The following is a 21544-nucleotide window of genomic DNA, read 5'->3' as shown; positions in this document are numbered from 1 at the left end:
ACTTTCCACGCCGGACTGAGCGCAAAGAGTACAAATCGAAGCTTGGAACATGGATCGATTTACGTCACACATGCAGCACAGTGGGCAACACCATACCCGTCATTTCGGGGATTGCCTACCGTTTTTTAGCGCTGCGTTGAAAGACCCGTTTGCGCCCCCCGGCGAGGTGCGTTGCAAAGCCGTTGCGACCCTTGCCAGCGGTCGCGTTTGCAGGCTTCATCGAGCCCCTCCAGCCACCGCTCCGGAATGCCCGAGATGATCCGCGAAATCCTCCGCATGGGTGACCCGCGCCTGTTGCGCATCGCCCCGCCCGTGCCCGACGAGATGATCGGCAGCGCCGCCCTCAAGACGCTGATCGACGACATGTTCGAAACCATGCACCACGTCGGCGGCGTCGGCCTGGCCGCCCCGCAGATCGGCGTCGACCTGCAGCTGGTGATCTTCGGGTTCGAGCGCAGCGAGCGGTACCCCGACGCGCCGGCTGTGCCGCCCACCATCCTCCTCAACCCGGTGATCACGCCCCTGGACGATGCCCGAGAAAGCGGCTGGGAAGGTTGCCTCTCGGTGCCCGGCCTGCGTGGCTGGGTGCCGCGCTACCGGACCATCCGCTACCAGGGCATCGATCCGGACGGACAGCCCATCGATCGCACCGTCGACGGCTTCCACGCCCGCGTCGTACAGCATGAATGCGACCACCTGATCGGCCGGCTTTACCCCTCGCGCATCGAAGACTTCACCCGCTTCGGCTTCACCGAGGTGCTGTTCCCCGGCCTCGATCCCACGGCCGACGACTGACCCGCCCAACACGCCCGGAAGGAGCCCGAGCATGACCGCCCAGCACGCCATCGCCGTCGACCTCGCCAACGTCTACGACAGCCCGGAACGCAACACGCTGCTCTACACCCTCGCCTGGGGGGATTTCGTCGAGGTACTGGAGGTGACCGAGCGGCATGTGCGCATCGCCACCCACACCTACGAGGAGCGCCCCGACGGCAGCATCCTGCCCGTCGCCACCGAGGCCTGGCTGGTGCCTCCGCGCTCGGCCAGGCGCCGCGATGGCAAGCCCCTGCGACCGGCCGACCTGGTCATGCCGCGCACGGAAAGCCGGGTGCTCAAGGTCAACTTCGTCGACGTGCAGCAGGGCGATGGCGCGGTGATCGAGACCCCGGGCGGCCAGGTGATGCTGGTGGACGGCGGCGACAACCAGATGTTCGCCCGCTACCTGGCCGCTCGCTACCGCGGCTCCTCGCCCGAGGCGCCCAAGGTGATCGACTGCATCCTCGTCACCCACGGCGATGCCGACCACTTCTCCGGGCTGACCCAGATCCACCGCTCGGAAACCAACGCCGAACCGCGCAAGCGGCTGTTCATCGAGCCCCGGCGGATCTACCACAACGGCCTGGTCAAGCGTGCCGCCAAGGGCCTCAAGGAAACCGAGCAGCTCGGCCCCACCCGCCAGGCCGGCGACGCCCTGCTGGTCTCGCCCCTGCTGGACAACCCCCTGGACGTACCGGCCGAGGCGATGAACACCGACTTCCGCGCCTGGCGCAAGGCGCTGGAGGCCTGGTCGAGCCGGGCCCGCCAGCCCATCGAGTTCCGCCGCCTGTCCTTCGGCCAGCACGATGCCTTCGACTTCCTCCGCAAGGAGGGGGTGGACGTCCAGGTGCTCGGCCCATTGCCGGTCGGCGAAGGGGCCGACGCCGGCCTGCCGTTCCTCGGTGCGCCACCCTCCGGGCCCCGTGTCGGTCATGACTCGCTGGAAACGGCGCCCACCGGCTTCTCCGGGTATTCCGCCTCCCACACCATCAACGGCCACTCCGTGGTGTTCCGCCTGGCCTATGGCGGCTTCAGCTACCTGTTCTGCGGGGACCTCAACGACGAAGCCGGACGCACCCTGGCCCGCCAGCACGATGCCGGGCAGGTCAACCTGCGTTCCGAAGTGTTCAAGGTGCCGCACCACGGTTCGGCGGACTTCTCCGGCGCGTTGTTCAAGCGGGTGTCCCCGGTGGTCAACGTCGTCTCCAGCGGCGACGACCCGATGAACGAATACATCCACCCCCGTGCCACCCTCATGGGCGCCCTGGGGCGGCATTCCCGGGTCGAGGAGCCGCTGGTGTTCGTCACCGAGCTGGTGGCGTTCTTCCGCATGGAAGGCTGGGCGCGCCTGACCGACGCCCAGAAGGCCGAGCGCCGTGGCGACTTCTATGCCTTCAGCCGGACCGCCTACGGCCTGGTGAAGACCCGCACTGACGGCCAGCGCCTGCTGGTCTACACCGACAGCGGCAAGGCCAACCTCAAGGAAGCCTACTGCTACGAACTGGACGAGGCTGGCGAGCCGCGCCCGGTGCCGGTGCTGAAGGCCTGACTCAGGCCTCCAGGCAGCCCCGCAGGCGGCGCTCGGCGGTGATCTCGGGCAGGTCGCGGCGGCGCATGTACACCCGCAGCGGCTCGCTGATGTTCAGGCGCTCGTCGATGTTCTGGTCCAGCAGCAACTGGATCAGCTCGCGCTTGAGGGTCATGGTGTGGTCGGTGTGGGGCTGCCAGACGAATTCGCTGGCCGGCATGATGCTGTCGTTGTCCACGTCCATGCCGAAGGAGTCCTCGCTGAAGCGCACGATGTGGTGCCCGGTCTTCAGGTTGAAGCCGACGAAGCCCTGCAGCTGGTCGGCGGCGGCGCAGATGCCGCTGGAAGTGATGCTCATGGGTAAACCTCGCTGGAAGGTCCGCAGGACCGGTTCGGGTCTACACGCGCAGGCGAAGGGCGCCGGTCTGGCGCCGGGCTCCGGGGGCGGATTGTGCCGCAGGCGTCGGCGAGGTGGGGCTGGGCGTATTGCCGCAGGCGTCAGCGCCCGCTGACCCGCGCCCCGGCCGGGTTGGAACGGTCCACCAGGGTGTTGACCACCGCCAGGGCCTTCTCGAAGGAGGGGTAGCCGCTCTTGGCCACGTCCAGGTCGGCATAGCGTGCCCGGTACAGTTCCGCGCGCAACGGGTCCGCCTCGGTGGCCAGGAAGGGTTCGGACCAGATCTTGTAGAGCAGGGCGATGGCGTGGGGGTGCTTGCGCGCCGCTGCCTTCTCCAGCAGATCGAGCACCTCCTCCAGCTGCGGGCCCTCGTTGATCAGCAGCACCGCCTGGTAGAAGGGCACCTCGCCGCGCGTATCCCCCGGCTCCGCCCGCTTGAGCAGCGCGCCGGCCAACTCGTAGTTCTCCGGGTCACCCGCCGCGATCAGCAGCTTGGCCTGCAGCATGTCGTTCTGGTAGAGCAGCTTCTCGTCGCGGCAGGTCTCGCCGGAAAGCGGCTCGTCGCAGGACTGGCCGGCGCAGCCGGCCAGCAGCAGGGGCAGGCCGAGCAACAGGGTGCGGAAGCTGAAGCGGGTCACGGGCATGGGGCGTCCTCGGGTCCGGGTGCCTGGGTTGAGCGTTCGACTGCACGTGGCGGGGCCGGTTCGGCCCGTGCCGGCCCCGAAGCGCAAGCATAGACGCCCGGGTTGCGCACCACGCGTGCGACAAAGCCTCGACTGTTTAACACTTGTGGGGCACGGAACGCGACAGCCAGCGTGGCTGCCGCCATCATTCAGGGTCGACCCGACCCACCCGAGACCCCCGCCGCCGCCCATGCCCAGCACGCCCGCTCCCTCCGCACCCGCCTACGCCGCCCTGTCCGTGGCCGGCCGCGTGCGCGAACACAACGAAGACGCCCTGTTGTGCAGCAGCACCCTGGGCCTCTGGGCCGTGGCCGATGGCATGGGCGGGCACCAGTGCGGCGAAGTGGCCAGCGCCACCGCCCTGGCCGCGCTGGAGCAGCACATCCAGGCCGGTGCCGATCTGCCCACGGCCGTACACGGCGCCAATGAAGCCGTGCTCGCGGTGGCAGCCGAAGGGGGCGAGGAGCGCCGCGGCATGGGCACCACCCTGGTCGCCCTACACCTTCAGGGCGATGCCTACCAGCTGGCCTGGGCCGGTGACAGCCGCTGCTACCTCATCGACGCCAGCGGCATCCGCCAGATCAGCCACGACCACAGCTGGGTGCAGATGCTGGTGGACCTCGGCCAGCTCACCCCCGAGCAGGCCCGCCAGGACCCGCGTCGCAACGTCGTCACCCAGTGCCTCGGCCGGGACGACCAGGCCCTGGAAGTCGGCAGCCTGGTCGGTCGCCTCGCCCCGGGCGAGCTGCTGCTGCTGTGCAGCGATGGCCTCAGCAACGAACTGGACGACGCCACCCTGCACCAGGTCTGCAGCCGCTCGAGCACCCTCGAAGCGATGGTCGGCACGCTGGTTGAGCTAGCCAATTGCCATGGCGGCAGGGACAATATCTCCTGCATCGTGCTGGGCCTGTCGGCGCCGGAGCCTGTTCCACCGGAGGCCCCGCCACGCAGCTTCCTCAGCCGATGGTTTGGCTCCCGAAAACAGCGATAAGCGCACCTTCCTTCCCTATGAACGACAGCTTGTTGGAGATACCCGGCTACAGCGTGCAAGGCCGGCTGGGCCGTGGCGGCATGGCCGAGGTTTACCTCGCCACCCAGGAATCCCTGCACCGCCAGGTGGCGATCAAGGTCCTGCAACGCCTGGATGATGAAGCCTTCGCCAAGCGCTTCATCAAGGAAGCGCACCTGGTGGCCTCGCTGCACCATCCCGCGATCATCACCATCCACGACATCGGCCGGCTCGCCGATGGCCGCCCCTACATCGCCATGGAGTTCGTTGCCGGTGGCGACCTGGCGCAGCACCGGGGCGAGCGCTTCGAGCCCCAGCGGGCGCTGACCCTCATCCGGCAGATCGCCAGCGCCCTGGTGGTGGTGCACGACAAGGGCATGATCCACCGCGACATCAAGCCGGCCAACATCCTCTTCCGAGAGGACGGCACCGCCGTGCTCAGCGACTTCGGCATCGCCAAGGAACTGGCTCTGGACAGCGACCTCACCCAGCATGACGTCGCCGTCGGCAGCCCCGCCTACAGCAGCCCGGAGCAGGCCCAGTGCCTGCCCCTGGACCCGCGCAGCGACATCTACAGCCTGGGCGTGATCTTCCTTGAGCTGCTCATCGGCACCAACCCGTTCCGTGGCACCAGCTACACCCAGACCGTGCTCAACCACGTGCAGATGGAGCCACCGCGCCTGGCCGGCGCCCTGGAGTCCTACCAGTTCCTGGTGGACCGCATGCTCGCCAAGGACCCGGAAGAGCGCTTCGCCGACTGCCGCGTGCTGCTGGCCAGCCTCGCCGAGCTGAACGAGAACGAGCAGGACCACACCCGCGTCACCCGCACCCCCGACCTCGCCAAGGGAGCCGGCCCCGCGCGCACGTCCCCGCGTTCGCCCGTGCCGGCCGCTGCCCCGGCCCGTCGCCTGCCCGTCTGGGGCTGGGCGCTGCTTGGCGTGCTGCTGCTGGGGATCGGCTCCGCCGTCGGCTTGCACCTGGTCAAGCAGAAGGAAATCCGCGACCTCCTGGCCCAGGGCGAACAGCGCCTGGCCGCCGGCCAACTGGCCAGCCCGGCCGGTGACAGCGCCGAAGACTTCTTCAACCGCGTGCTCGCCCGCGAACCCGACAACGCCCAGGCCCGCGATGGCCTCGCCCGCGTCCTCCAGGCCCGCATCGAGGCCGCCCTGGCCCAGGGCGATGCGCGCCTGGCCGAGGACCGCCTGGTGCAACCCGAGGATGACAGCGCGGTCTACCACTACCGCCAGGCCCTGGCCCTGAAGCCGGACGAGGCCCGCGCCGAGCAGGGGCTCGACCGCGTCGCCGCGCGCTTCGCCCAGCTCGCCGACGAGGCTTACGGACACCGCGAGTTCGCCCTGGCCCAGCAGTTCATCGAGGCCGGGCTCAAGGTCCGCCCGCTGGACGAACCCCTGCTGGCCCTGCAGGCCGGCCATGCCCAGCGCGTGCGCCGGGCCCAGGCCCGTGCCTCCGGCAGCCAGGCGGCCCGGCAGCAGCAGAGCAGCAACCCGGTCAAGCGTTTGTGGAATCGCATCTTCGATTGATGCGCGGTAACAGGTCAGCTGGGCAATCGGCTTGGCGCAACGGAAATCAAGGACTTCGGACATGCTCAGGATTCACTTCGCGGACAACCGCCAGGAACCCATCTGGCTGGCGGACGAGCGCTTCACCATCGGCCAGGACGAACGCAACCACCTGGTACTGAACGAAGCGGACGTCAGCCCCTTCCACGCCGAGATCCGCCAGGACCACGGCCACTACTACCTCTCCGACTGCGGCACCCGCAACGGCACCCTGGTCAACGGCGAGCGCATCGGCGCCCGCTACCAGCTGCGTTCCGAGGACCGTGTGAAGGTCGGCTCCGTGGAACTGGTGCTGGTCGATCCGGCCAAGGTCAAGCCCAAGGCCGCACCCACCGCGCGCTGGTTCCTGCAGGTGATCAAGGGCGAGAACGAAGGGCGCAAGTACCACGTCACCGGCTCCATGACCTTCGGCCGGTCGGTGAAGTGCGAACTGTGCTTCAGCGACCTGGAACTGTCCCGCCGGCACGCCGAGTTCTTCCTCAAGGACGATGTGCTGGAGATCAAGGACCTGGCCTCCGCCAATGGCGTCTACGTCAACCAGCAGAAGGTCGGCACCGCCGTGCTCGCCCCGGGCGACCAGGTGCGCATGGCCTCGGTGACGCTGCTGGTGATCGGGCCCAAGGTGGAAGTGCGCCAGGCGGCCGACGAGGACGCCACCCAGTTCGTGCGTGTGGTCGACCTGCCCAAACCGGCCCCTGCAGCCGCCCGCGAGGCGAGCCAGCCGGCCGCGGCCAACCCGCTGCGCGCCGTGGCACCGGCCCCCGCCGAAGCGGCAGCCTCGGTGGCGACCAATGAAGACGCCAAGGGGCGTCTGGTGCTGATCGGTGGCATCGTCATCGCCGTGCTGGGCATCGGCGCCGCCGTCGCCAAGTTCGTGCTCTGACCCGCCAGGACCTCGCGCCCGTGGGGCGCGGGGTCAATCCACGAAGTAGCTCACCACCCGCCACCGGCCGTCGCTGTCGCGCATCGGCGTCACCGTTTCGGTCGCGCCGTCCCGGTGCTCGAAGTCGCTGCGGTACTGCAGGATCACGTATTCCCCATCCGGCAGCCCCGGCAACTGCGTGGCGTAGCTGGCGCCCTGCAGTTCACGTTGCTTGAGCGCCCCCAGGGGCGAACGCAGGTCCACCGCCAGGGTCACCCAGTCGTACTGGCTGGTGCTGCGGCGCAGTACACTGGCCGCCTGCTGCCAGGTGCGGATGTAGTCTTCACGGTCGGCCACCGCCAGCCAGGCGCGGGCGGCGGCTTTGGCCTGCTCGATGGCCTGGGCCTCCCCAGCGGCCTGGGCCGGGGTCAGGACGCAGAACAGCAGGCCCACCAGCAGCGGCAGGATGCCGCGTCGGTTCATCACGAAATCCTCCTTGAGGCACCCGCCGCACGGGCGACGGGTGTGGGTTTCTACCTTAGTCCTTCAGGCGCTCGTCACGTTTCAGCTGAACCATGTCGCCCCGCGTGCACTGCTGCGGCTCGGTGGAGGTCAGGTCATAGCAGCGCTGGCCGAAGCCCATGGGCCAGTAGATGATCGCGAACGGCGGCCAGAAGATCGACGCCACGCGGAAGCGCGCCCGCAGCTTGCCCTGCTGCACCGGCGCCCCGTCGATACGGGTGAGCTTGTAGGGGATGCCACCGCTGGCGCTCCAGAAGAACGGCCGGGTGGTGACCATGCCTTGCGGGTACTGCTCGGCGCGTTCGTAGACGGAAACCCGGGTGTTCTCCGGGAGCTTGAAATAGGTGCGGGTGGAGCAACCCCCCGCCACCAGGGCCACCGCCAGAAGGGCGGCCGTGCGCGTGTACTTCTTCACTTCCAATCCTTTTCGGTACGACTGTCCAGGGCGGTATCGCCGCCGGGTGCGCATGGTGCCCGGATCGGCTTGATGGCGCCAGGCCATTAGTCAGCGGATGGGCAGCACCGGGTGTTTATGTGAACCGTTCGACGGTGTGTCGGCGGGGGATTTGTAGCTCGGCTGGTTATCGAGTTCTGCTGATGTCACCTGTTTCGCCTTGGCGGGCGCGTTTCTTTTTCAGTCGCCCCCCGCGTCAGGCAACAGCAAAGTGTGCGCTCGGAGTTCGCTCAATTTTTCACTACCTGGGATAAGGCTGGGGGGAGAGCGGGTATCAGGACCTGGGAAGACAGGACCACCGCCAATAAAAAGCCCCGGCGCTTTCACGACGGGGCCTTTCGGAACGGGACGGGAATCAGAACACCCGGATCGGGTACTCCACGAACACCCGCACCTCGTTGCCATCGTCCATATAGCTGTTGACGTTGTTGGACGTCCGCAGCATCGAACCGCGCAGCTTCAGCTTGAGGTCCTTGGCCGGGCCTTCCTGCACCAGGTACTGCAGCTGGTTGAAGATCTCGCGCTCCTGGCCACGGCCGGCCTGGCCGGCGTCGATGTTGTCGCCGCGCACGTAGGCCACGCGGTAGCTCAAGCCGGGGATGCCGTACTCGGCGAAGTCCAGGCCGTAGGCCACCTGCCAGGAGTTCTCGTCCTTGCCGTTGAAGTCCGACCAGTAGGAGTTGGCCAGCCAGATGGTGGTGCCGCCGTCGCCGATGTAGTCGGCACTCTGGTAGCCGCCGTAGAGGTAGCCGATGTCACCGCTGCTGCGCTGGTGGGCGAGGGTGAAGGAGTGCGCGCCCATGGCGTAGGTGGCCGCCAGGCTCCAGATGCGGTTGGTGCGGTTGTCGTCCTTGGCGAAGTCCTTGTCCAGGCGGGTGCGGTAGCCGTTGAAGTCCAGGGTCAGGGAGCGGTCCTTGGCGATCGGGTAGACGTAGTTCAGGTTCACGTACTGCTTCTTCAGCACGTCTTCCACGTCGGAGCCGTACAGCGAGGCGCTGAACTGGTCGTTGAAGCGGTAGCTGCCGCCCAGCACGTCGATGCGCTTGAGACCGCCGCTGTCACGGCCTTCGGCGCTCTTGCGGGTCTCGGCGGTGAAGTGGCCGGCGTTCAGCTCCAGGCCCTCGATCTCCTTGGAGGTGATCAGGGTGCCGGTGTAGCTCTCCGGCAGCAGGCGCGAATCGTCGTAGCTCAGCACCGGCAGGGCGGGCATCTGGTCACCGAACTTCACCACGGTGTTGGAGAAGCGCGCCTTGACCGCCGCACCGCCACGGGCGATGTCGTCCTGGGCGTGGCCGCTGTCGCCGGGCTTGAAGAAGTCGATGCCGGCCGCGCCGACACGGCCCTTGCCGCCGTCCAGGCGCAGGCCGTAGAGGCCGAAGGCGTCGACGCCCACGCCCACGGTGCCCTGGGTGAAGCCGGAGGTGAAGGTGCCGATGACGCCTTGGCCCCACTCCATCTTGTCCTTGTTGTGGTGCTTGTAGTCGCGGTTCATGTACGCGTTGCGCAGCAGCACGTCGAGGTGGCTGTCTTCCACGAAGCCCTTGGCGGTGGACTGGTCGTCGGCCAGGGCCGAGGTGGAGGCGGCGATGCAGAGGGCGATCAGGCTGAGCGTGTTCTTCATGTTCGGTGCGGCTCGGTTTTTCGAAAGGCGGCGATTCTGACCAAGTCGTCCAAGGGGTTCAACCCGCCTAAGGTCGCGTTTTGCCCCTGACAGCGTGGGCGGCTGCCCGTGCTGCCTGCCGGAGCCGGCCGCTCTGCGACGGGGCGTCCAGGCTGCGCATGACCTTCCGTCCGGTTCGTTGAACCCCAGGCGCGTCGCGCCGGTCGATCACCCTGCCGCATTCGGGCGGCACGTGCGGAGGCCCGGTCGTATCCGCACCCATTGGAACCGGCAGGGCCTGGACGCTCACCTCGAACGGCGGCCGCGCCCTGTCCACGACACTCAGGACGGGTCATGCACATGCCACGTATCCCCTCTCGCCTCGGCGCCCCTTGCGCCGCACTGTCCCTCGCCTTCCTCGGCCTGCCGGCCGGCGCTGCCGACTTCATCGTCAACCAGACCGACGACCGCTACGACGGGGTCTGCGATGCCCACTGCTCCCTGCGCGATGCGGTCTCCGCCGCCAATGCGCTGCCGGGACCGGACCGCGTCATCCTCCAGGCCGAAACCTACCGCCTCAGCCTGCCCGCCGGGCGCGACGAGGAGGGCGATGTGCTGGACGAGGACGACAACCTCAACGGCGACCTCGACATCCGCGATTCCCTCACCATCGTCGGCCAGGGCCCCAGCCGCACCATCATCAGTGGCAGCCCCGAGGCCAACGACCGGCTGATCGAAGTGTTCGCCGGGGCCCGCGTGGTGCTGGAGCGCCTGCGCCTCACCGGTGGGCACAGCTCCACCTACGGCGGCGCCCTTGAGAACCACGGCGAAGTGGTGCTGCGCCAGGTGGAGGTGAGCGGCAACCGCTCCACGGCCGCCTTCCAGCCCGGCAACGGCGGCGGCGTGGCCAACCACGGACGGCTGGAGGTGCACCGCTCGCTGTTCGCCAACAACTGGGCGGGGGCCGGCGAAGGGCACTACGGCCTCGGCGGCGGCCTGTACAACGACGGCGACCTGCTGCTGCGCGACAGCACCCTGCTCGGCAACCGCGCCAGCGACGACGATGACGCCGGTTTCGGCGGCGGGCTCTACAACAAGGGCCGCGCCGACGTGGCGCGCACCACCTTCACCGGCAACGAAGCCAGCTTCGGCTCGGCCATCGGCAACGACGGCGTGCTGACCCTGGCCAATGCCACCCTCAGCGGCAACCGCCAGCCCTACTACGGCCAGGCGACCTTCAACAACGGCCAGTACCAGGTGGGCGGCACGCCGCCCGAAGCGCTGCTGGTGAACGTGACCATCGCCAGCAACAGCGGTGGCTACGGGCTGATCAACCTCGGCAAGGTGACCCTGCGCAACAGCATCATCGCCGGCAACCTCGACGAGGACCTGGCGACCCCGATGAACTGCGACAACCGGGGCGCCCAGGCGCAGTACAAGGCCATCGGCCTGCTGCTCGGCACCGGTCCGGGTAACTGCACGGGCGAGCTCTACGTGGAGCAGGCCGACGTGATGACCAAGGTCCTCTACCCGCTGGCGGACAACAACGGCCGCACCCAGACCCACGCCCTGCGCCCGCGCAGCCCGGCGGTGGACGCCGGCATCGGCACCTGCACCGCCCGTGACCAGCGCGGTTCCAAGCGCCCGCGTGACGGGGATGGTGATGGCGTGGCGCGCTGTGACCTGGGGGCCTATGAGCGGCCGAAGCCGTGGGTGGCGAAGCCCTGAGCGGGTGTAGAGAAAGGGGGCCGGGGCCTGCGAGGGGCCCCGTACTTTGGGGGTGAGGAGGCTACTTCTAGAAGGTCCAGCTGATTATCGAGTTCTGCTGGTGTTTCTTGTTTCGCCCTCCCGGGCGAGTCCCTTTTCCAGTCGTTGAAAAGGAACCAAAAAACTTGCCCCTGCATCCGGCCCGACTGCGTCGGGTTCCCTCGCTACGTCATCGCTCCAGTGGCACGCGCTGACGGGCCATCCCTGGCCCGGCAGCGCTCTCGCGACATCCATGTCGCTCAACCCCTTCCTCGATAACTCCGCTCGGCCTCCTGAAGGGGCGCTGTCCCCGCCTCACCTTCTCAGCGAGATGGTGGAGCAAGCGTGCGCTTCATGTGCGTTGCGAACGACAAAGGCTCTATGGCTGTTAAGCCTCCCTACAAATCCCTGGCTCAGTCGTCCCGGGTCAGCACTTCCAGCAGTTCGATCTCGAACACGAGGTTGGAGCCGGGGGTGATGTGGGCGCCGACCTGGCGGTCGCCGTAGGCCAGGTGGGCGGGGACGTGGAGCTTGCGCTTGCCGCCGACCTTCATGCCCATCAGGCCCTGGTCCCAGCCCTTGATCACGCGGCCGGTGCCGATCACGCACTGGAAGGGGCGGCCTTTCTGGTAGGAGGAGTCGAACAGGGTGCCGTCCTCCAGCCAGCCGTTGTACTGGGTGGTGATCAGCGCGCCCTTGACCACGGCCTTGCCGTCGCCTTCGAGCAGGTCTTCGATCTTCAGTTCATCGCTCATGGGAGTCGCTCCGGTGGGGAAGGCGCGCGTTTTCGCAGGAAGCGCGGCGCTTGGCAAGGGGCCGGTCGTGGGGCGACCGGCCCTCGGCTCAGGCTTCGGCGGGCTCGTCCGGCTCCTGCTGCTGCAGGGTCCACATCTGCGCGTAGGTGCCGCCGGCCTCCAGCAGTTCGCGGTGGGTGCCCTTTTCGATCACCCGGCCGGCGTCGAGCACCAGGATCTGGTCGGCGTCCATCACCGTCGACAGGCGGTGGGCGATGACCAGGGTGGTGCGGCCTTCCTGGATGCGGTCGAGGGCGGTCTGGATGGCCTTCTCGGACTTGGAGTCCAGCGCCGAGGTGGCCTCGTCGAAGATCAGGATCGCCGGGTTCTTCAGCAAGGCCCGGGCGATGGCGACGCGCTGCTTCTCACCACCGGAGAGCTTCAGGCCGCGCTCGCCCACCGGGGTTTCGTAGCCGTCGGGCAGGCGCTGGATGAAGTCGTGGATGTGGGCGGCGCGGGCGGCGGCCTCCACCTCTTCGCGGGTGGCGTCGGGGCGGCCGTAGCGGATGTTGTAGTAGATGCTGTCGTTGAACAGCACCGTGTCCTGGGGAACGATGGCGATGGCCCCGCGCAGGGACGACTGGGTCAGCTCCCGCAGGTCGTGGCCGTCGATGCGGATGTGGCCGCTGTCGATGTCGTAGAAGCGGTAGAGCAGGCGGGCGAGGGTGGATTTGCCTGAGCCGGAGTGCCCCACCACCGCCACCGTGCCGCCGGGCGGGATCTCGAAGTCCACGCCGTGGAGGATCTCCCGGCGCGGGTCGTAGCCGAAGTGCACGTTCTCGAAGCGCACCCGGGGCCGGGTGGCCTGCAGCGGTACGGCGCCCTCGGCGTCGCGCACGTCCTGGCGCTCGTCCAGCAGGCCGAACAGCCGCTCCATGTTGGTCAGCGACTGCTTCACCTCGCGGTACATCATGCCGAGCAGGAACAGCGGCGCGGAGAGCTGCAGCAGGTAGGTGTTCACCAGCACCAGGTCGCCGATGGTCAGCTCACCGGCCACCACGCCGGCGGCGGCGCGCCACATCATCGCGGTCACGCCCAGGGCGACGATGGCGGTCTGGCCCAGGTTGAGCAGCGCCAGGGACTTGGTCGCCTTTACCTTGGCGTTCTCCAGGTGGCGCAGGTTCTCGTCGTAGCGCGCCGCTTCGTGGGCTTCGTTGTTGAAGTACTTCACCGTCTCGTAGTTGAGCAGCGAGTCCACCGCACGCTCGTTGGCGCGGGTGTCCGCCTCCACCGAGGCGCGGTAGTAGGCGGTGCGCCACTCGGTCACCGCCACCGTCCACAGGCCGTAGGCCACCAGGGTGGCGAGGGTGATGAGGGCGAAGCCCCAGTCATAGGCCCAGACCAGCACGGCGGTGACCATGACGATCTCCACCAGGGTCGGGACGATGGTGTAGAGGGTCCAGTCCAGCAGGTCGGAGATGGCGCTGCCGCCGCGCTCCACGTCCCGTGCCACGCCGCCGGTGCGCCGGCCCAGGTGGAACTTGAGGCTGAGGCCGTGCAGGTGCTGGAACACCTGCAGGGTGATCTGCCGCGAGGCCCGCGCCATGACCCGGGCGAACACCACCTGGCGCAGCTCGGTGAACAGGGTCACGCCGATGCGCGCGGCACCGTAGGCCAGCAGCAGGCCGGCCGGCAGTACCACCAGGCTGGGGGCGACGTTGAGCTGGTCGACGATCTGCTTGAGCGCCATGGGTACGTAGAGGTTGACCAGCTTGGCCGCGAGGATCAGCCCCAGGGCCACGGCGATGCGCCCGGTGTAGGGGCGCAGGTAGGGGAGGAGGGTGGCGATCACCGCGGCATCGCCACGGGCGTTCGCCTGGCGCGCCATCGGGGTGGCGCCGTCATGGGGGCTGCCGGCGTCTGCCGGTGGGGTCTGGGTCTGTTCGTTCTGGGCTGCCATCGCCCACCTGCCTTGTGTCGTCGAGAAGGGGCGACCTTACTCCAGCGCCGGCGCGGGTGCGAATCGTGCCGGTCGATGGTGGTCATCGACCGCTGGTGGGCGATCAGGCGTCGCGCAGCACCTTGCGCTCGGCGTCCTGGCCGTCGAAGCCGTGCTCCAGCTTCACCTTCAGCGCCAGGTCGGTGCGCGAGTCGGCGAAGCGCAGCGCATCGGCCAGGCTGACGCGGTTGGCCTCGACCAGGCGGAACAGGCTCTGGTCGAAGCTGCACATGCCGGCCTCCAGGGCGTTCTCGATGGCGTCCTTGAGCTCGTGCAGCTCGTCGCGCAGCACCAGGTCACGCACATGGGGCGTGCCCAGCATCAGCTCCACGGCGGCCACGCGCTTGTGGTCGATGCCCGGCACTAGGCGCTGGCCGACCATGGCCAGGAGGTTCTGCGAGAGGTCGGCGAGCACCTGCTTGCGCGCCTCGTCGGGGAAGAAGCGGGTGACGCGCTCGATGGCATGGCGGGCGCTGGTGCCGTGCAGCGTGGCCACGCACAGGTGGCCGGTCTCGGCGTAGTGCAGGGCGTGCTGCATGGTGTCGGCGTCGCGCACCTCGCCGAGCATGATCACGTCCGGCGCCTCGCGCAGGACGTTGCGCAGGGCGGCGGAGAAGCTGTGGGTGTCCAGGCCCACCTCGCGCTGGTCGACGATGGAGCGACGGTGCGGGTGGAGGAACTCGATGGGGTCTTCGATGCAGATGATGTGGCCGCTGCGCTGGGCGTTGCGGTGGTCGAGCATGGCCGCCAGGGTGGTGGACTTGCCGGAGCCGGCGGCGCCCACCACCAGGATCAGGCCACGGTCCTGCAGGGCCAGCTTCTCCAGCACCGGTGGCAGGTCGAGGCTCTCCAGGCTGGGGATGCTGGTCTTGATCAGGCGCACCACCATCGAGACCTCGCCCCGCTGCAGGTACATGTTGGCGCGGAAGCGGCCGCTGCCGGGCAGGCTGACGGCCAGGTTCATCTCCCATTCGCGCTCGAACTCGGTGACCTGGGCGGGGGACATCAGCTGGTAGGCGAGCTGGCGCACTTCGCCGGGCTGCAGGGCGCGTTCGCCCACGGGCCGGGCGTGGCCTTCGATCTTGATGTGGGGCGGCGAGCCGACGCTGAAGAACATGTCGGAGCCCTGGTGCTGGTGCAGCAGGTCCAGGTAGGTGAATACGCCGGGGACCGTGTCGAGGGAGTCGCTCATCCCGCCTCCTTGCTGGGTGGATCGGGCAAGCCTAGCAGCGGCGGCGCGGGGCGTACCACCCGGCACGGCGTCGCAGGGGGGAAGAGAGGGAGGGGAGAAGGGGGCATGGAAAGGCCCGGCGCAGCCGGGCCTCGGGGCGGATCAGTCCTGGCGGCTGGTGACTTCCACCAGGTGGTAGCCGAACTGGGTCTTCACCGGGCCCTGGACCACGCCGACCGGCGCGCTGAAGACCACGGTGTCGAACTCGCGGACCATCTGGCCGGGGCCGAAGGAACCGAGGTTGCCGCCGTCACGGCTGGAGGGGCAGGTGGAGTTGTCCTTGGCGACCTGGGCGAAGTCGGCACCGCCTTCGATGGCGGCTTTCAGTTCGTTGCACTTGGCTTCGCTGGAAACCAGGATATGGCGTGCGGTTGCGCGGGGCATGGGAGGACTCCTCTGGAAAAACGCAGAGCCTACCGTAATGCGCCGGCCAGTCAAACGCCGTCGGGGCACCTCTAAAAACTACCTGCGTTGCCATCGCGGCGTTAAAAACAGGCTCGTGCGCGAGTCCGATCAAAATACTCATTTACCCCGCGTAAACTGCGCTTTTTCGCCTGTTTTTGCCTTGCGCTGGCTGCCTCGCCTACGTTTTTAGAGGCGCCCGTGGGGGCTGGACAACGGCGCGCGGCTGCCCAAGTATCGCCGCGCGTTTCGTTCCGGAGTCGTCCATGCGCCTTGCCCTGTCCGCCCGCTGCCTCGGGTTGCTGTTGTTGTCCGCCTCGCCCGCCTTTGCCGCGTCCTGCCCGGCGGGGCAGACGCAGGTCTGCCTGGGGGGCTGCATCTGCGTGCCCGATCCGGACGGGGTGATCGGCCCGGCTCAGCAGCGGGTAGGCGAAGTGGCGGCCACCTCCCTGGAGGGCTGGATCCTGCGCTCCCGCGCCTCGGCGCTGAGCCAGGGCACCGCGCCGATCCCGCCGGCGATCCGCCAGATGCTGCTGCCGTACTACCCCACCGACGTGCTCGACAACGTGCGCTACCGGGTGGGCGATGCCGACGACATGGCCGCCGCCCGCACCATGTTGCAGAACCCCGACATCAAGGCGGTGACGCTGGTGGACGTGATCGTCTTCCGCAACGAGGCCCTGGCCCAGGACGCCGCGCTCTGGGCCCACGAGCTGTTCCACGTCCAGCAGTACCGCCAGTGGGGCAGCCTGGAATTCGCCCGGCGCTACACCCGCGATTACGACGCGGTGGAGTCGCCGGCCTACCGCCAGCAGTTCGACGTGGCCCGCGAGCTGCGGCAGCAGGCCCAGCGCCCGGCCCACTGATCAGGCCGGGGTGTCGTCCCGGCCGATGTCGACGCGCTTGCCGATGTCCCGCAGGCGGGCCAGCTGGTCCACCACCGAGGGCGCTTCGTCCAGGCTGCCGACGAAGGTCCACAGGTAGGTCATCACCGCGTAGATGTGCCCGGCCTTGACCTGCTCGGCAGAGGCCAGGCAGGTGATGGCGACCACGAACAGCAGCGCAGCCATCACCCCCAGCAGCAGGTAGGCCACCGCCTCGCGGTCGGAGAGCCGCACCCGCAGGCTCGACAGGTGCCGGTAGTGGCGCAGCAGGCTGCCCCGGCCGACCCGACCCACCAACGCCACCTCCTGCTCCAGGCGGTCGTTCAGGCGCTCGTGCAGGGCCTGGTTGCAGGTGGCGAAGCGCGGCAGGCAGGCCAGGCACAGCGAGAGGGCCAGCAGGCAGGCCGCGCCCACCCAGGGCTCGATGGCCAGCAGCATCGCCGCGGCGCCGACGATGGAGACCAGGGCGGTAGCGATGATCGGGATCTGCTTCTCGAAGAAGTCGACGAACTCCCGGGCCAGCACCACCCGTGCCGCCACCTTCGAGGTGCCATGCTGCTGCCGGCGCTGGTGCAGCACCACCGGCACCGCCAGTTCGGCATAGATGCGGGTGAAGGTGCGGGTGTCCACTGCACGGCGCGCCGCGCCCACCACCCAGAAGCCCAGCACCACCAGCGCATAGAGCACCGCCAGGCGCGCTTCGCCACGCACGATGGCGTCGATGGCGAACCCGGCGAACAGCGGGTAGGCCAGCATCAGCAGGTTCTCCAGGGCGACCAGGGAGAAGGTGCCCAGCAGCTTGCCGGGGTAGGCGCAGGCGATGGCCTTGAGGGTGGTGGCGGCGGATTGCTGGCCGAGGCGGGCGCCGGTGGAGGCCAGTTGCTCGGTATCGAGGGGGTGCATCGTCGGTAGACCGTAGTGAGTGAAGAAGGGCCGCGCTATGATTTGAGCGGCCGCTCAATTTTCCTTGAGCAGTCGCTCAAAATTCAAGAGCCACTCATCCCCCGGAGACCCCATGGCCCGTCCCCCCGTTGCCGAACGCAAGGATCAGATCATCACCGCCGCCCTGGAGCTGTTCCTGCGCAACGGCCTGGCCAGCGTCTCCACCCGTGACCTGGCGGAGCACACGGGGTTGTCCCGTAGCCACCTGTACCACTACTTCAGTGACTGGAAGACCCTGCGCCGGGCGGCGTTCGAGCGCTTCTCCGAAGAGCAGCTGGCCGGCACCCAGGCGTTGCTCCAGGGGCTCGACCCCGAGCCTGCGCTCATCGCGCTGATGCGCGATTGCCTGCCGGCGCGCAAGGACGACGCGGCCTGGACGCTCTGGCTGGATGCCTGGGATGAATCCCTGCACGACCCGGAACTGGCCGAGGCCTACCGGCTGGCACTCGGCCAATGGCAGGCGCTGCTGCTGGGGCTGATCGCCGAGGGATGCGCCAGTGGGGTATTCAGCTGCGATGACCTGCCACGGGCCACCCGGCAGATCACCGCCCTGGCCAACAGCTACGCGGCGGACCTGCTGCTGGAGCCCTCGCCCATCACCCTGGAGGCGGCGCTGGAGGAAATCATCGAAGTGGTGGGCTTGCTGCTGGGGGCGCCCAGGCTGGGCGCACGGCTGAAGCCTGCGTGAGGAGTGCCCGCGCAGTGGCGCGCGGGGCGCGGGTCAGTGGACCGTGGTCCCCGGCGCGTCCAGCAGGCGCTGGGCCGAGGTCAGCCGCTCCAGTTCGCGGCGCACCATGTTGGCGTACTCCGGCGGCTTGAACTGGTAGAGCTCGGTGGCCACCCAGGCCAGCCAGCGCGGGCCGAGGGCGACGCGCTGGGCCAGCAGGCGCAACGCGTCGGCGCGGGCGCGCTCGGCGTGTTCCTCGTGGAAGTCCCGGCGGCTCATCAGGCCACGGAGAGGCCCACGTAGACGTTCTGCACGTCATCGTGGCCGTCGAGGGCTTCGAGGAAGGCCTCCACTTCCTCCAGCTCGGCGCCGGAGAGGGTGACCGGGTTCTTGGCCTTGTAGCCGAGGTTGGCCGAATGCACGGTGAAGCCGAAGTCCGGCAGGGCCTTGCACACGGCGTCCAGGTCGGTGGGCTCGGTGTAGAACACGCTGGTGTTGTCGTCACCGGGCTCGAAATCCTGGGCGCCGGCTTCGATGGCGGCCAGTTCCACGTCGGCATCGGCGCTGGCCGGCTCGGCCTCGATGATGCCCAGGTGGTCGAAGTCCCAGGACACGGAGCCGGAGGTGCCCAGCTGGCCCTTGCGGAACAGCACGCGGATTTCCGCCACGGTGCGGTTCAGGTTGTCGGTCAGGCACTCGACGATCACCGGCACGCGGTGCGGGGCGAAGCCTTCGTACAGGGTGCGCTCGTAGTTGACCACCTCACCGGACAGCCCGGCGCCTTTCTTGATGGCGCGCTCCAGGGTGTCCTTGGGCATGGAGGCCTTCTTGGCCTGGTGAACGGCCAGGCGCAGCTTGGGGTTCATGTCCGGGTCGGCGCCGTTGCGCGCGGCGATCATGATTTCCTTCACCAGCTTGCCGAAGATCTTCCCTCGGGCGTTGGCGGCGGCTTCTTTGGGTTTGGCTTTCCACTGGGCGCCCATGGCGTATCTCCCGCAGGTTGATGGGGCGGACGTGACCGTCCGGCAGGGCGGCGATTCTACCGGGCCAGCAGGGGCGCCTGCCAGCGGGGCGCCGAGTGGTGCGCGGGGGGGCACAGCGCCAGTGTCCGGTGCGACCAATGAGCAGTCACTGCCACCAGGCTCCGCTCGCTACAATCCGCGCTTTGCCCGGAGCCCTCCATGAGCCATGCGCCCTACGGCGTCGGCGATGCCTCTTACCAGGCCGCCGGCGGCATCGACGGTTTGCGCCGTCTGGTCGACGACTTCTACCAGCAGATGGACAGCCTGCCCGAGGCGGCGGCGCTGCGCCGGCTGCACCCCGAGGACCTGGCGCCCTCGCGGGACAAGCTGGCCTGCTTCCTCAGCGGCTGGCTGGGCGGCCCGCGCCTGTTCAGCGAGAAGTACGGCGCCATCGCCATCCCGGCGTTCCATGCCCGCTGGCCCATCGACGAGGGCCTCAGCGAGGCGTGGCTGCTGTGCATGGAGCGGGCGATCGCCCGGCAGGGCTACGCGGCGGACTTCGCCGAGTACCTGTTGGTGCAGTTGCGGGTGCCGGCCGCGCGGGTGGTGCAGGCCGCCCGGGCGCGGCACGGCTTGCCGGGCTGAGGTTCAGCGCCGGCGGCGCAGCTCGTCGAGGAAGCTGCAGGCCTGGTCGATGTCTTCGCCCCAGGCCAGTAGCCACGGCTGCTCGCCGCACCACTGCATGAAGCGCAGCAGCAGGCCGAGCTGCTGCGCATCCAGCGCGCCGAGGCGGGTGCGGGTGTCCTCGCGGTAGGCGGGGGAGGGGTTGAGGTTGAGGATGAGGAAGCCCAGCAGCAGGTTGATCTCATCGGGCGGCGACTCCAGCACCAGCCGCAGGTAGGAGGGCAGCGCCCAGCGCCAGCCAGCGGCGGAGAGGCTGCTCATGTCGTCGTGCAGCCAGAAGAGGGCCTCCATCGGCAGCTTGCGCCCGGGCCATATGGCCAGCTCCGTGCGCAGCATGTCGCAGGCGTCGCAGCCGCTGGGGTGAAAGGACAGGTCCGGACCTTCGGGCTTGTCCACCGGGGGCAGCAGGCGGTCCAGTTCGTCGAGCAGTTCCAGCCGGTCCATGTCAGCCCCTCCGCTGTCGCAGGGGGAAACGGACGTGGTCGGGGGTTCGCAGGGCAGGGCTCATGGGGTTCCTTCCATGGGGTGGTGGGGTGTCGGGTGCCACGTTCTGGGACGGTCGTCCGGGCGGTCGCCGATGATGCTCGCTGCGTGGTGCCGAGCGTTGCCTTGCGTCAACATGTGCGCTTTTCACGGAGGAAAACCATGCCTGTCCAGTACCCGCTGACCACCTATGAGCTCGTTGTCCTGGCCATTCCAGTCGTACTGGTTCTGATGCTTTTGGGATGGCTGGGCTTGACCGTCCGTCGAGCGCCGGGCCTGGCTTCGCTATGGGTGGCGGCCCTCGGTGTGGGGAGCGGTTACGTGCTTTTTGTCGGCAACCTGGTCGCCAAGGGATTGCAGCAAGCGTCGCTGGAATGGCCGCTCAGTCTTTCGCTGGCGATGTGCACGGTATTGCTGCTGTTGGGGGCGTGGCGCTATCGGTTCGAGGGGCGGCGAACCGTTGGAATGGTGGTGATCGGTGCGGTCATGTTGCTGGCAAGCATGCTGCCGACCTGGTTCGTGTTCGGCTGCATGACCACCTCGGTCTGTCTGTAAGCCCAAACGCCGGCTGATTCCCCTGTCATCCCCGGCCGCTCCCGTGCTGGGGCCGCTGACGGTGTGCCTGGGCGTGGGTAATCTGCGCGCCCCTTTGCTTGCCGGCGCTGCCCATGAATCCGTTGCCCATCGTCCTGCTGGTTGCCCTCGGTCTGGTGCCTGCCGTGGCTGATGCCCGCGCCGTCGACGCGGTTGTGGCGGCCCCCGCCCCGGCCTCGCTCGGGCTGCCGCCGCTGGAGCCGGTGCAGGGCGACCTGCGCGGTGCGCGGCTGCTGCACCAGGCGGACTGGTTGCGGGTGCAGTTCCTGGCGCCGGACCAGCGTGGAGCGGCCGAGGCGGCGTTGAGCGCGCTCAAGGCCAGCGGGGCGCCGGGCCCTGGCGCGCTGGGTGGTGTGCCGCTGGTGCCGTTGCCCGATGCACTGGAGCGCCTGGCCGCGCGGCTCGGCGTCACGCCCGGGCCGGCGCCGGTGGTGGTGGCCGAGGGGCAGGTGCTGGGGCGGCTCGCCCAGGGGTTCAGCCTGCCCGTGGGGCGCGGCGCCTGGCTCTACGGCTACACCGGCCCGCGCGGGCTGTTGGCGCTGGGCGCCGTGCTGGAGGAGGGGGCGGACTCCCAGGCCTTGATGGGCGCGTTCCTCGCCCTCAACCGCGAGCACGGCCTGTTGCTGGTGGACTGGCCCCAGCGGCTTTTGCTGCTCGGCGCCGATGCCAAGGGCCAGGTGCAGGGCTGGCGGCCCTGAACGGGGCTATTCCGGTGCGAATGGCCTGGGATTTGCCCGGCCCCCGTGGTTGAATCCACCCCTATCC

Annotated in this window: 24 protein-coding genes; 11 read left to right on the top strand and 13 right to left on the bottom strand. The window is 68.7% G+C overall.

The genetic code is table 11. The features are described 5' to 3' along the window. Positions 1-255: 255 nt before the first annotated feature. Together def and BM198_RS07900 are read left to right on the top strand one after the other, a co-directional pair. Positions 256-795: a peptide deformylase gene (gene def, locus BM198_RS07905; protein ID WP_074969067.1), complete on the top strand. Its 540-nt coding sequence runs from the start codon at positions 256-258 to the stop codon at positions 793-795. A gap of 31 nt (positions 796-826) precedes the next feature. Beyond that, a complete protein-coding gene (locus BM198_RS07900) occupies positions 827-2365 on the top strand; it encodes a ComEC/Rec2 family competence protein (protein WP_074969065.1) in 1539 nt (512 codons plus the stop codon). 1 nt (position 2366) lies between these two features. Here the strand turns inward: BM198_RS07900 and BM198_RS07895 are convergent, their stop codons facing one another. Both BM198_RS07895 and BM198_RS07890 read right to left on the bottom strand, forming a co-directional pair. Further along, complete coding sequence (locus BM198_RS07895; RefSeq protein WP_044413557.1) at positions 2367-2702, bottom strand: DUF2025 family protein; 336 nt, start codon at positions 2700-2702, stop codon at positions 2367-2369. A 140-nt stretch (positions 2703-2842) separates the two neighbouring features. Continuing rightward, complete coding sequence (locus BM198_RS07890; protein ID WP_044413559.1) at positions 2843-3385, bottom strand: hypothetical protein; 543 nt, start codon at positions 3383-3385, stop codon at positions 2843-2845. Positions 3386-3614: 229 nt separating this feature from the next. On the opposite strand from BM198_RS07890, the gene BM198_RS07885 reads away from it, so the two are divergent. From BM198_RS07885 to BM198_RS07875, 3 genes are all read left to right on the top strand, one after another. Continuing rightward, entirely contained in the window at positions 3615-4415 is an 801-nt protein-coding gene (locus BM198_RS07885) for a PP2C family protein-serine/threonine phosphatase (protein WP_074969063.1), read from the top strand. Positions 4416-4432: 17 nt separating this feature from the next. After that, positions 4433-5974, top strand: coding sequence for a serine/threonine-protein kinase (locus BM198_RS07880; protein WP_074969061.1), 1542 nt, complete (start codon positions 4433-4435; stop codon positions 5972-5974). A gap of 61 nt (positions 5975-6035) precedes the next feature. Continuing rightward, complete coding sequence (locus BM198_RS07875; RefSeq protein ID WP_044407376.1) at positions 6036-6896, top strand: FHA domain-containing protein; 861 nt, start codon at positions 6036-6038, stop codon at positions 6894-6896. A gap of 33 nt (positions 6897-6929) precedes the next feature. Here BM198_RS07875 and BM198_RS07870 read toward each other — a convergent pair whose 3' ends face one another. From BM198_RS07870 to BM198_RS07860, 3 genes are all read right to left on the bottom strand, one after another. Beyond that, positions 6930-7358 carry a DUF4019 domain-containing protein gene (locus tag BM198_RS07870; protein ID WP_074969059.1) on the bottom strand — a complete coding sequence of 143 codons (429 nt, stop codon included), beginning with the start codon at positions 7356-7358 and terminating at the stop codon, positions 6930-6932. Positions 7359-7413: 55 nt separating this feature from the next. Continuing rightward, the gene (locus BM198_RS07865) at positions 7414-7812 is read right to left on the bottom strand and encodes a hypothetical protein (RefSeq protein WP_044407370.1); all 399 of its coding nucleotides are present in this window, start codon (positions 7810-7812) and stop codon (positions 7414-7416) included. A gap of 394 nt (positions 7813-8206) precedes the next feature. Next, complete coding sequence (locus BM198_RS07860) at positions 8207-9472, bottom strand: OprD family porin (RefSeq protein WP_074969057.1); 1266 nt, start codon at positions 9470-9472, stop codon at positions 8207-8209. A gap of 333 nt (positions 9473-9805) precedes the next feature. Here BM198_RS07860 and BM198_RS07855 point away from each other — a divergent pair, with 333 nt between their 5' ends. Beyond that, positions 9806-11179, top strand: coding sequence for a CSLREA domain-containing protein (locus tag BM198_RS07855; protein WP_074969055.1), 1374 nt, complete (start codon positions 9806-9808; stop codon positions 11177-11179). A 431-nt stretch (positions 11180-11610) separates the two neighbouring features. On the opposite strand, the gene BM198_RS07850 is transcribed toward BM198_RS07855, so the two are convergent. The 4 genes from BM198_RS07850 to BM198_RS07835 form a co-directional block, all read right to left on the bottom strand. Then, positions 11611-11952 carry an FKBP-type peptidyl-prolyl cis-trans isomerase gene (locus tag BM198_RS07850; protein ID WP_044407361.1) on the bottom strand — a complete coding sequence of 114 codons (342 nt, stop codon included), beginning with the start codon at positions 11950-11952 and terminating at the stop codon, positions 11611-11613. An 88-nt stretch (positions 11953-12040) separates the two neighbouring features. Then, on the bottom strand, positions 12041-13891 hold the full coding sequence (locus tag BM198_RS07845) for an ABCB family ABC transporter ATP-binding protein/permease (protein ID WP_074969053.1): 1851 nt from the start codon (positions 13889-13891) through the stop codon (positions 12041-12043). 103 nt (positions 13892-13994) lie between these two features. Next, positions 13995-15122 carry a PilT/PilU family type 4a pilus ATPase gene (locus tag BM198_RS07840; protein WP_074969051.1) on the bottom strand — a complete coding sequence of 376 codons (1128 nt, stop codon included), beginning with the start codon at positions 15120-15122 and terminating at the stop codon, positions 13995-13997. 141 nt (positions 15123-15263) lie between these two features. Then, positions 15264-15545: a peptidylprolyl isomerase gene (locus BM198_RS07835; RefSeq protein WP_044407352.1), complete on the bottom strand. Its 282-nt coding sequence runs from the start codon at positions 15543-15545 to the stop codon at positions 15264-15266. Positions 15546-15829: 284 nt separating this feature from the next. Between BM198_RS07835 and BM198_RS07830 the strand changes: the two genes are divergently transcribed. Continuing rightward, a complete protein-coding gene (locus tag BM198_RS07830; RefSeq protein ID WP_074969049.1) occupies positions 15830-16429 on the top strand; it encodes an eCIS core domain-containing protein in 600 nt (199 codons plus the stop codon). On the opposite strand, the gene BM198_RS07825 is transcribed toward BM198_RS07830, so the two are convergent. Further along, positions 16430-17350, bottom strand: a complete 921-nt coding sequence (locus BM198_RS07825) for an ABC transporter six-transmembrane domain-containing protein (protein ID WP_074969047.1) — start codon at positions 17348-17350, stop codon at positions 16430-16432. It abuts the gene before it with no gap. Positions 17351-17462: 112 nt separating this feature from the next. Here BM198_RS07825 and BM198_RS07820 point away from each other — a divergent pair, with 112 nt between their 5' ends. Next, the gene (locus BM198_RS07820; protein WP_074969045.1) at positions 17463-18077 is read left to right on the top strand and encodes a TetR/AcrR family transcriptional regulator; all 615 of its coding nucleotides are present in this window, start codon (positions 17463-17465) and stop codon (positions 18075-18077) included. 33 nt (positions 18078-18110) lie between these two features. On the opposite strand, the gene BM198_RS07815 is transcribed toward BM198_RS07820, so the two are convergent. Both BM198_RS07815 and BM198_RS07810 read right to left on the bottom strand, forming a co-directional pair. Further along, a complete protein-coding gene (locus tag BM198_RS07815; RefSeq protein WP_044407341.1) occupies positions 18111-18335 on the bottom strand; it encodes a hypothetical protein in 225 nt (74 codons plus the stop codon). Then, the gene (locus BM198_RS07810) at positions 18335-19039 is read right to left on the bottom strand and encodes a YebC/PmpR family DNA-binding transcriptional regulator (protein WP_044407338.1); all 705 of its coding nucleotides are present in this window, start codon (positions 19037-19039) and stop codon (positions 18335-18337) included. Before BM198_RS07810 ends, BM198_RS07815 begins: the two co-directional genes overlap by 1 nt. Positions 19040-19237: 198 nt before the next feature. Between BM198_RS07810 and BM198_RS07805 the strand changes: the two genes are divergently transcribed. After that, positions 19238-19663, top strand: a complete 426-nt coding sequence (locus tag BM198_RS07805; protein WP_069563608.1) for a group II truncated hemoglobin — start codon at positions 19238-19240, stop codon at positions 19661-19663. A 3-nt stretch (positions 19664-19666) separates the two neighbouring features. On the opposite strand, the gene BM198_RS07800 is transcribed toward BM198_RS07805, so the two are convergent. Continuing rightward, on the bottom strand, positions 19667-20146 hold the full coding sequence (locus BM198_RS07800; protein ID WP_074969043.1) for a hypothetical protein: 480 nt from the start codon (positions 20144-20146) through the stop codon (positions 19667-19669). A gap of 201 nt (positions 20147-20347) precedes the next feature. Here BM198_RS07800 and BM198_RS07795 point away from each other — a divergent pair, with 201 nt between their 5' ends. Together BM198_RS07795 and BM198_RS07790 are read left to right on the top strand one after the other, a co-directional pair. Beyond that, positions 20348-20740, top strand: coding sequence for a hypothetical protein (locus tag BM198_RS07795; protein ID WP_074969041.1), 393 nt, complete (start codon positions 20348-20350; stop codon positions 20738-20740). A gap of 113 nt (positions 20741-20853) precedes the next feature. Continuing rightward, complete coding sequence (locus tag BM198_RS07790; RefSeq protein ID WP_139233583.1) at positions 20854-21477, top strand: hypothetical protein; 624 nt, start codon at positions 20854-20856, stop codon at positions 21475-21477. Positions 21478-21544: the final 67 nt, after the last annotated feature.

The organism is Metapseudomonas otitidis, assembly GCF_900111835.1.
Classification (GTDB): Bacteria; Pseudomonadota; Gammaproteobacteria; order Pseudomonadales; family Pseudomonadaceae; genus Metapseudomonas; species Metapseudomonas otitidis.
The sequence above is the reverse complement of the archived record's forward strand: the minus strand, read 5'-3'. Positions and strand labels throughout refer to the sequence as shown.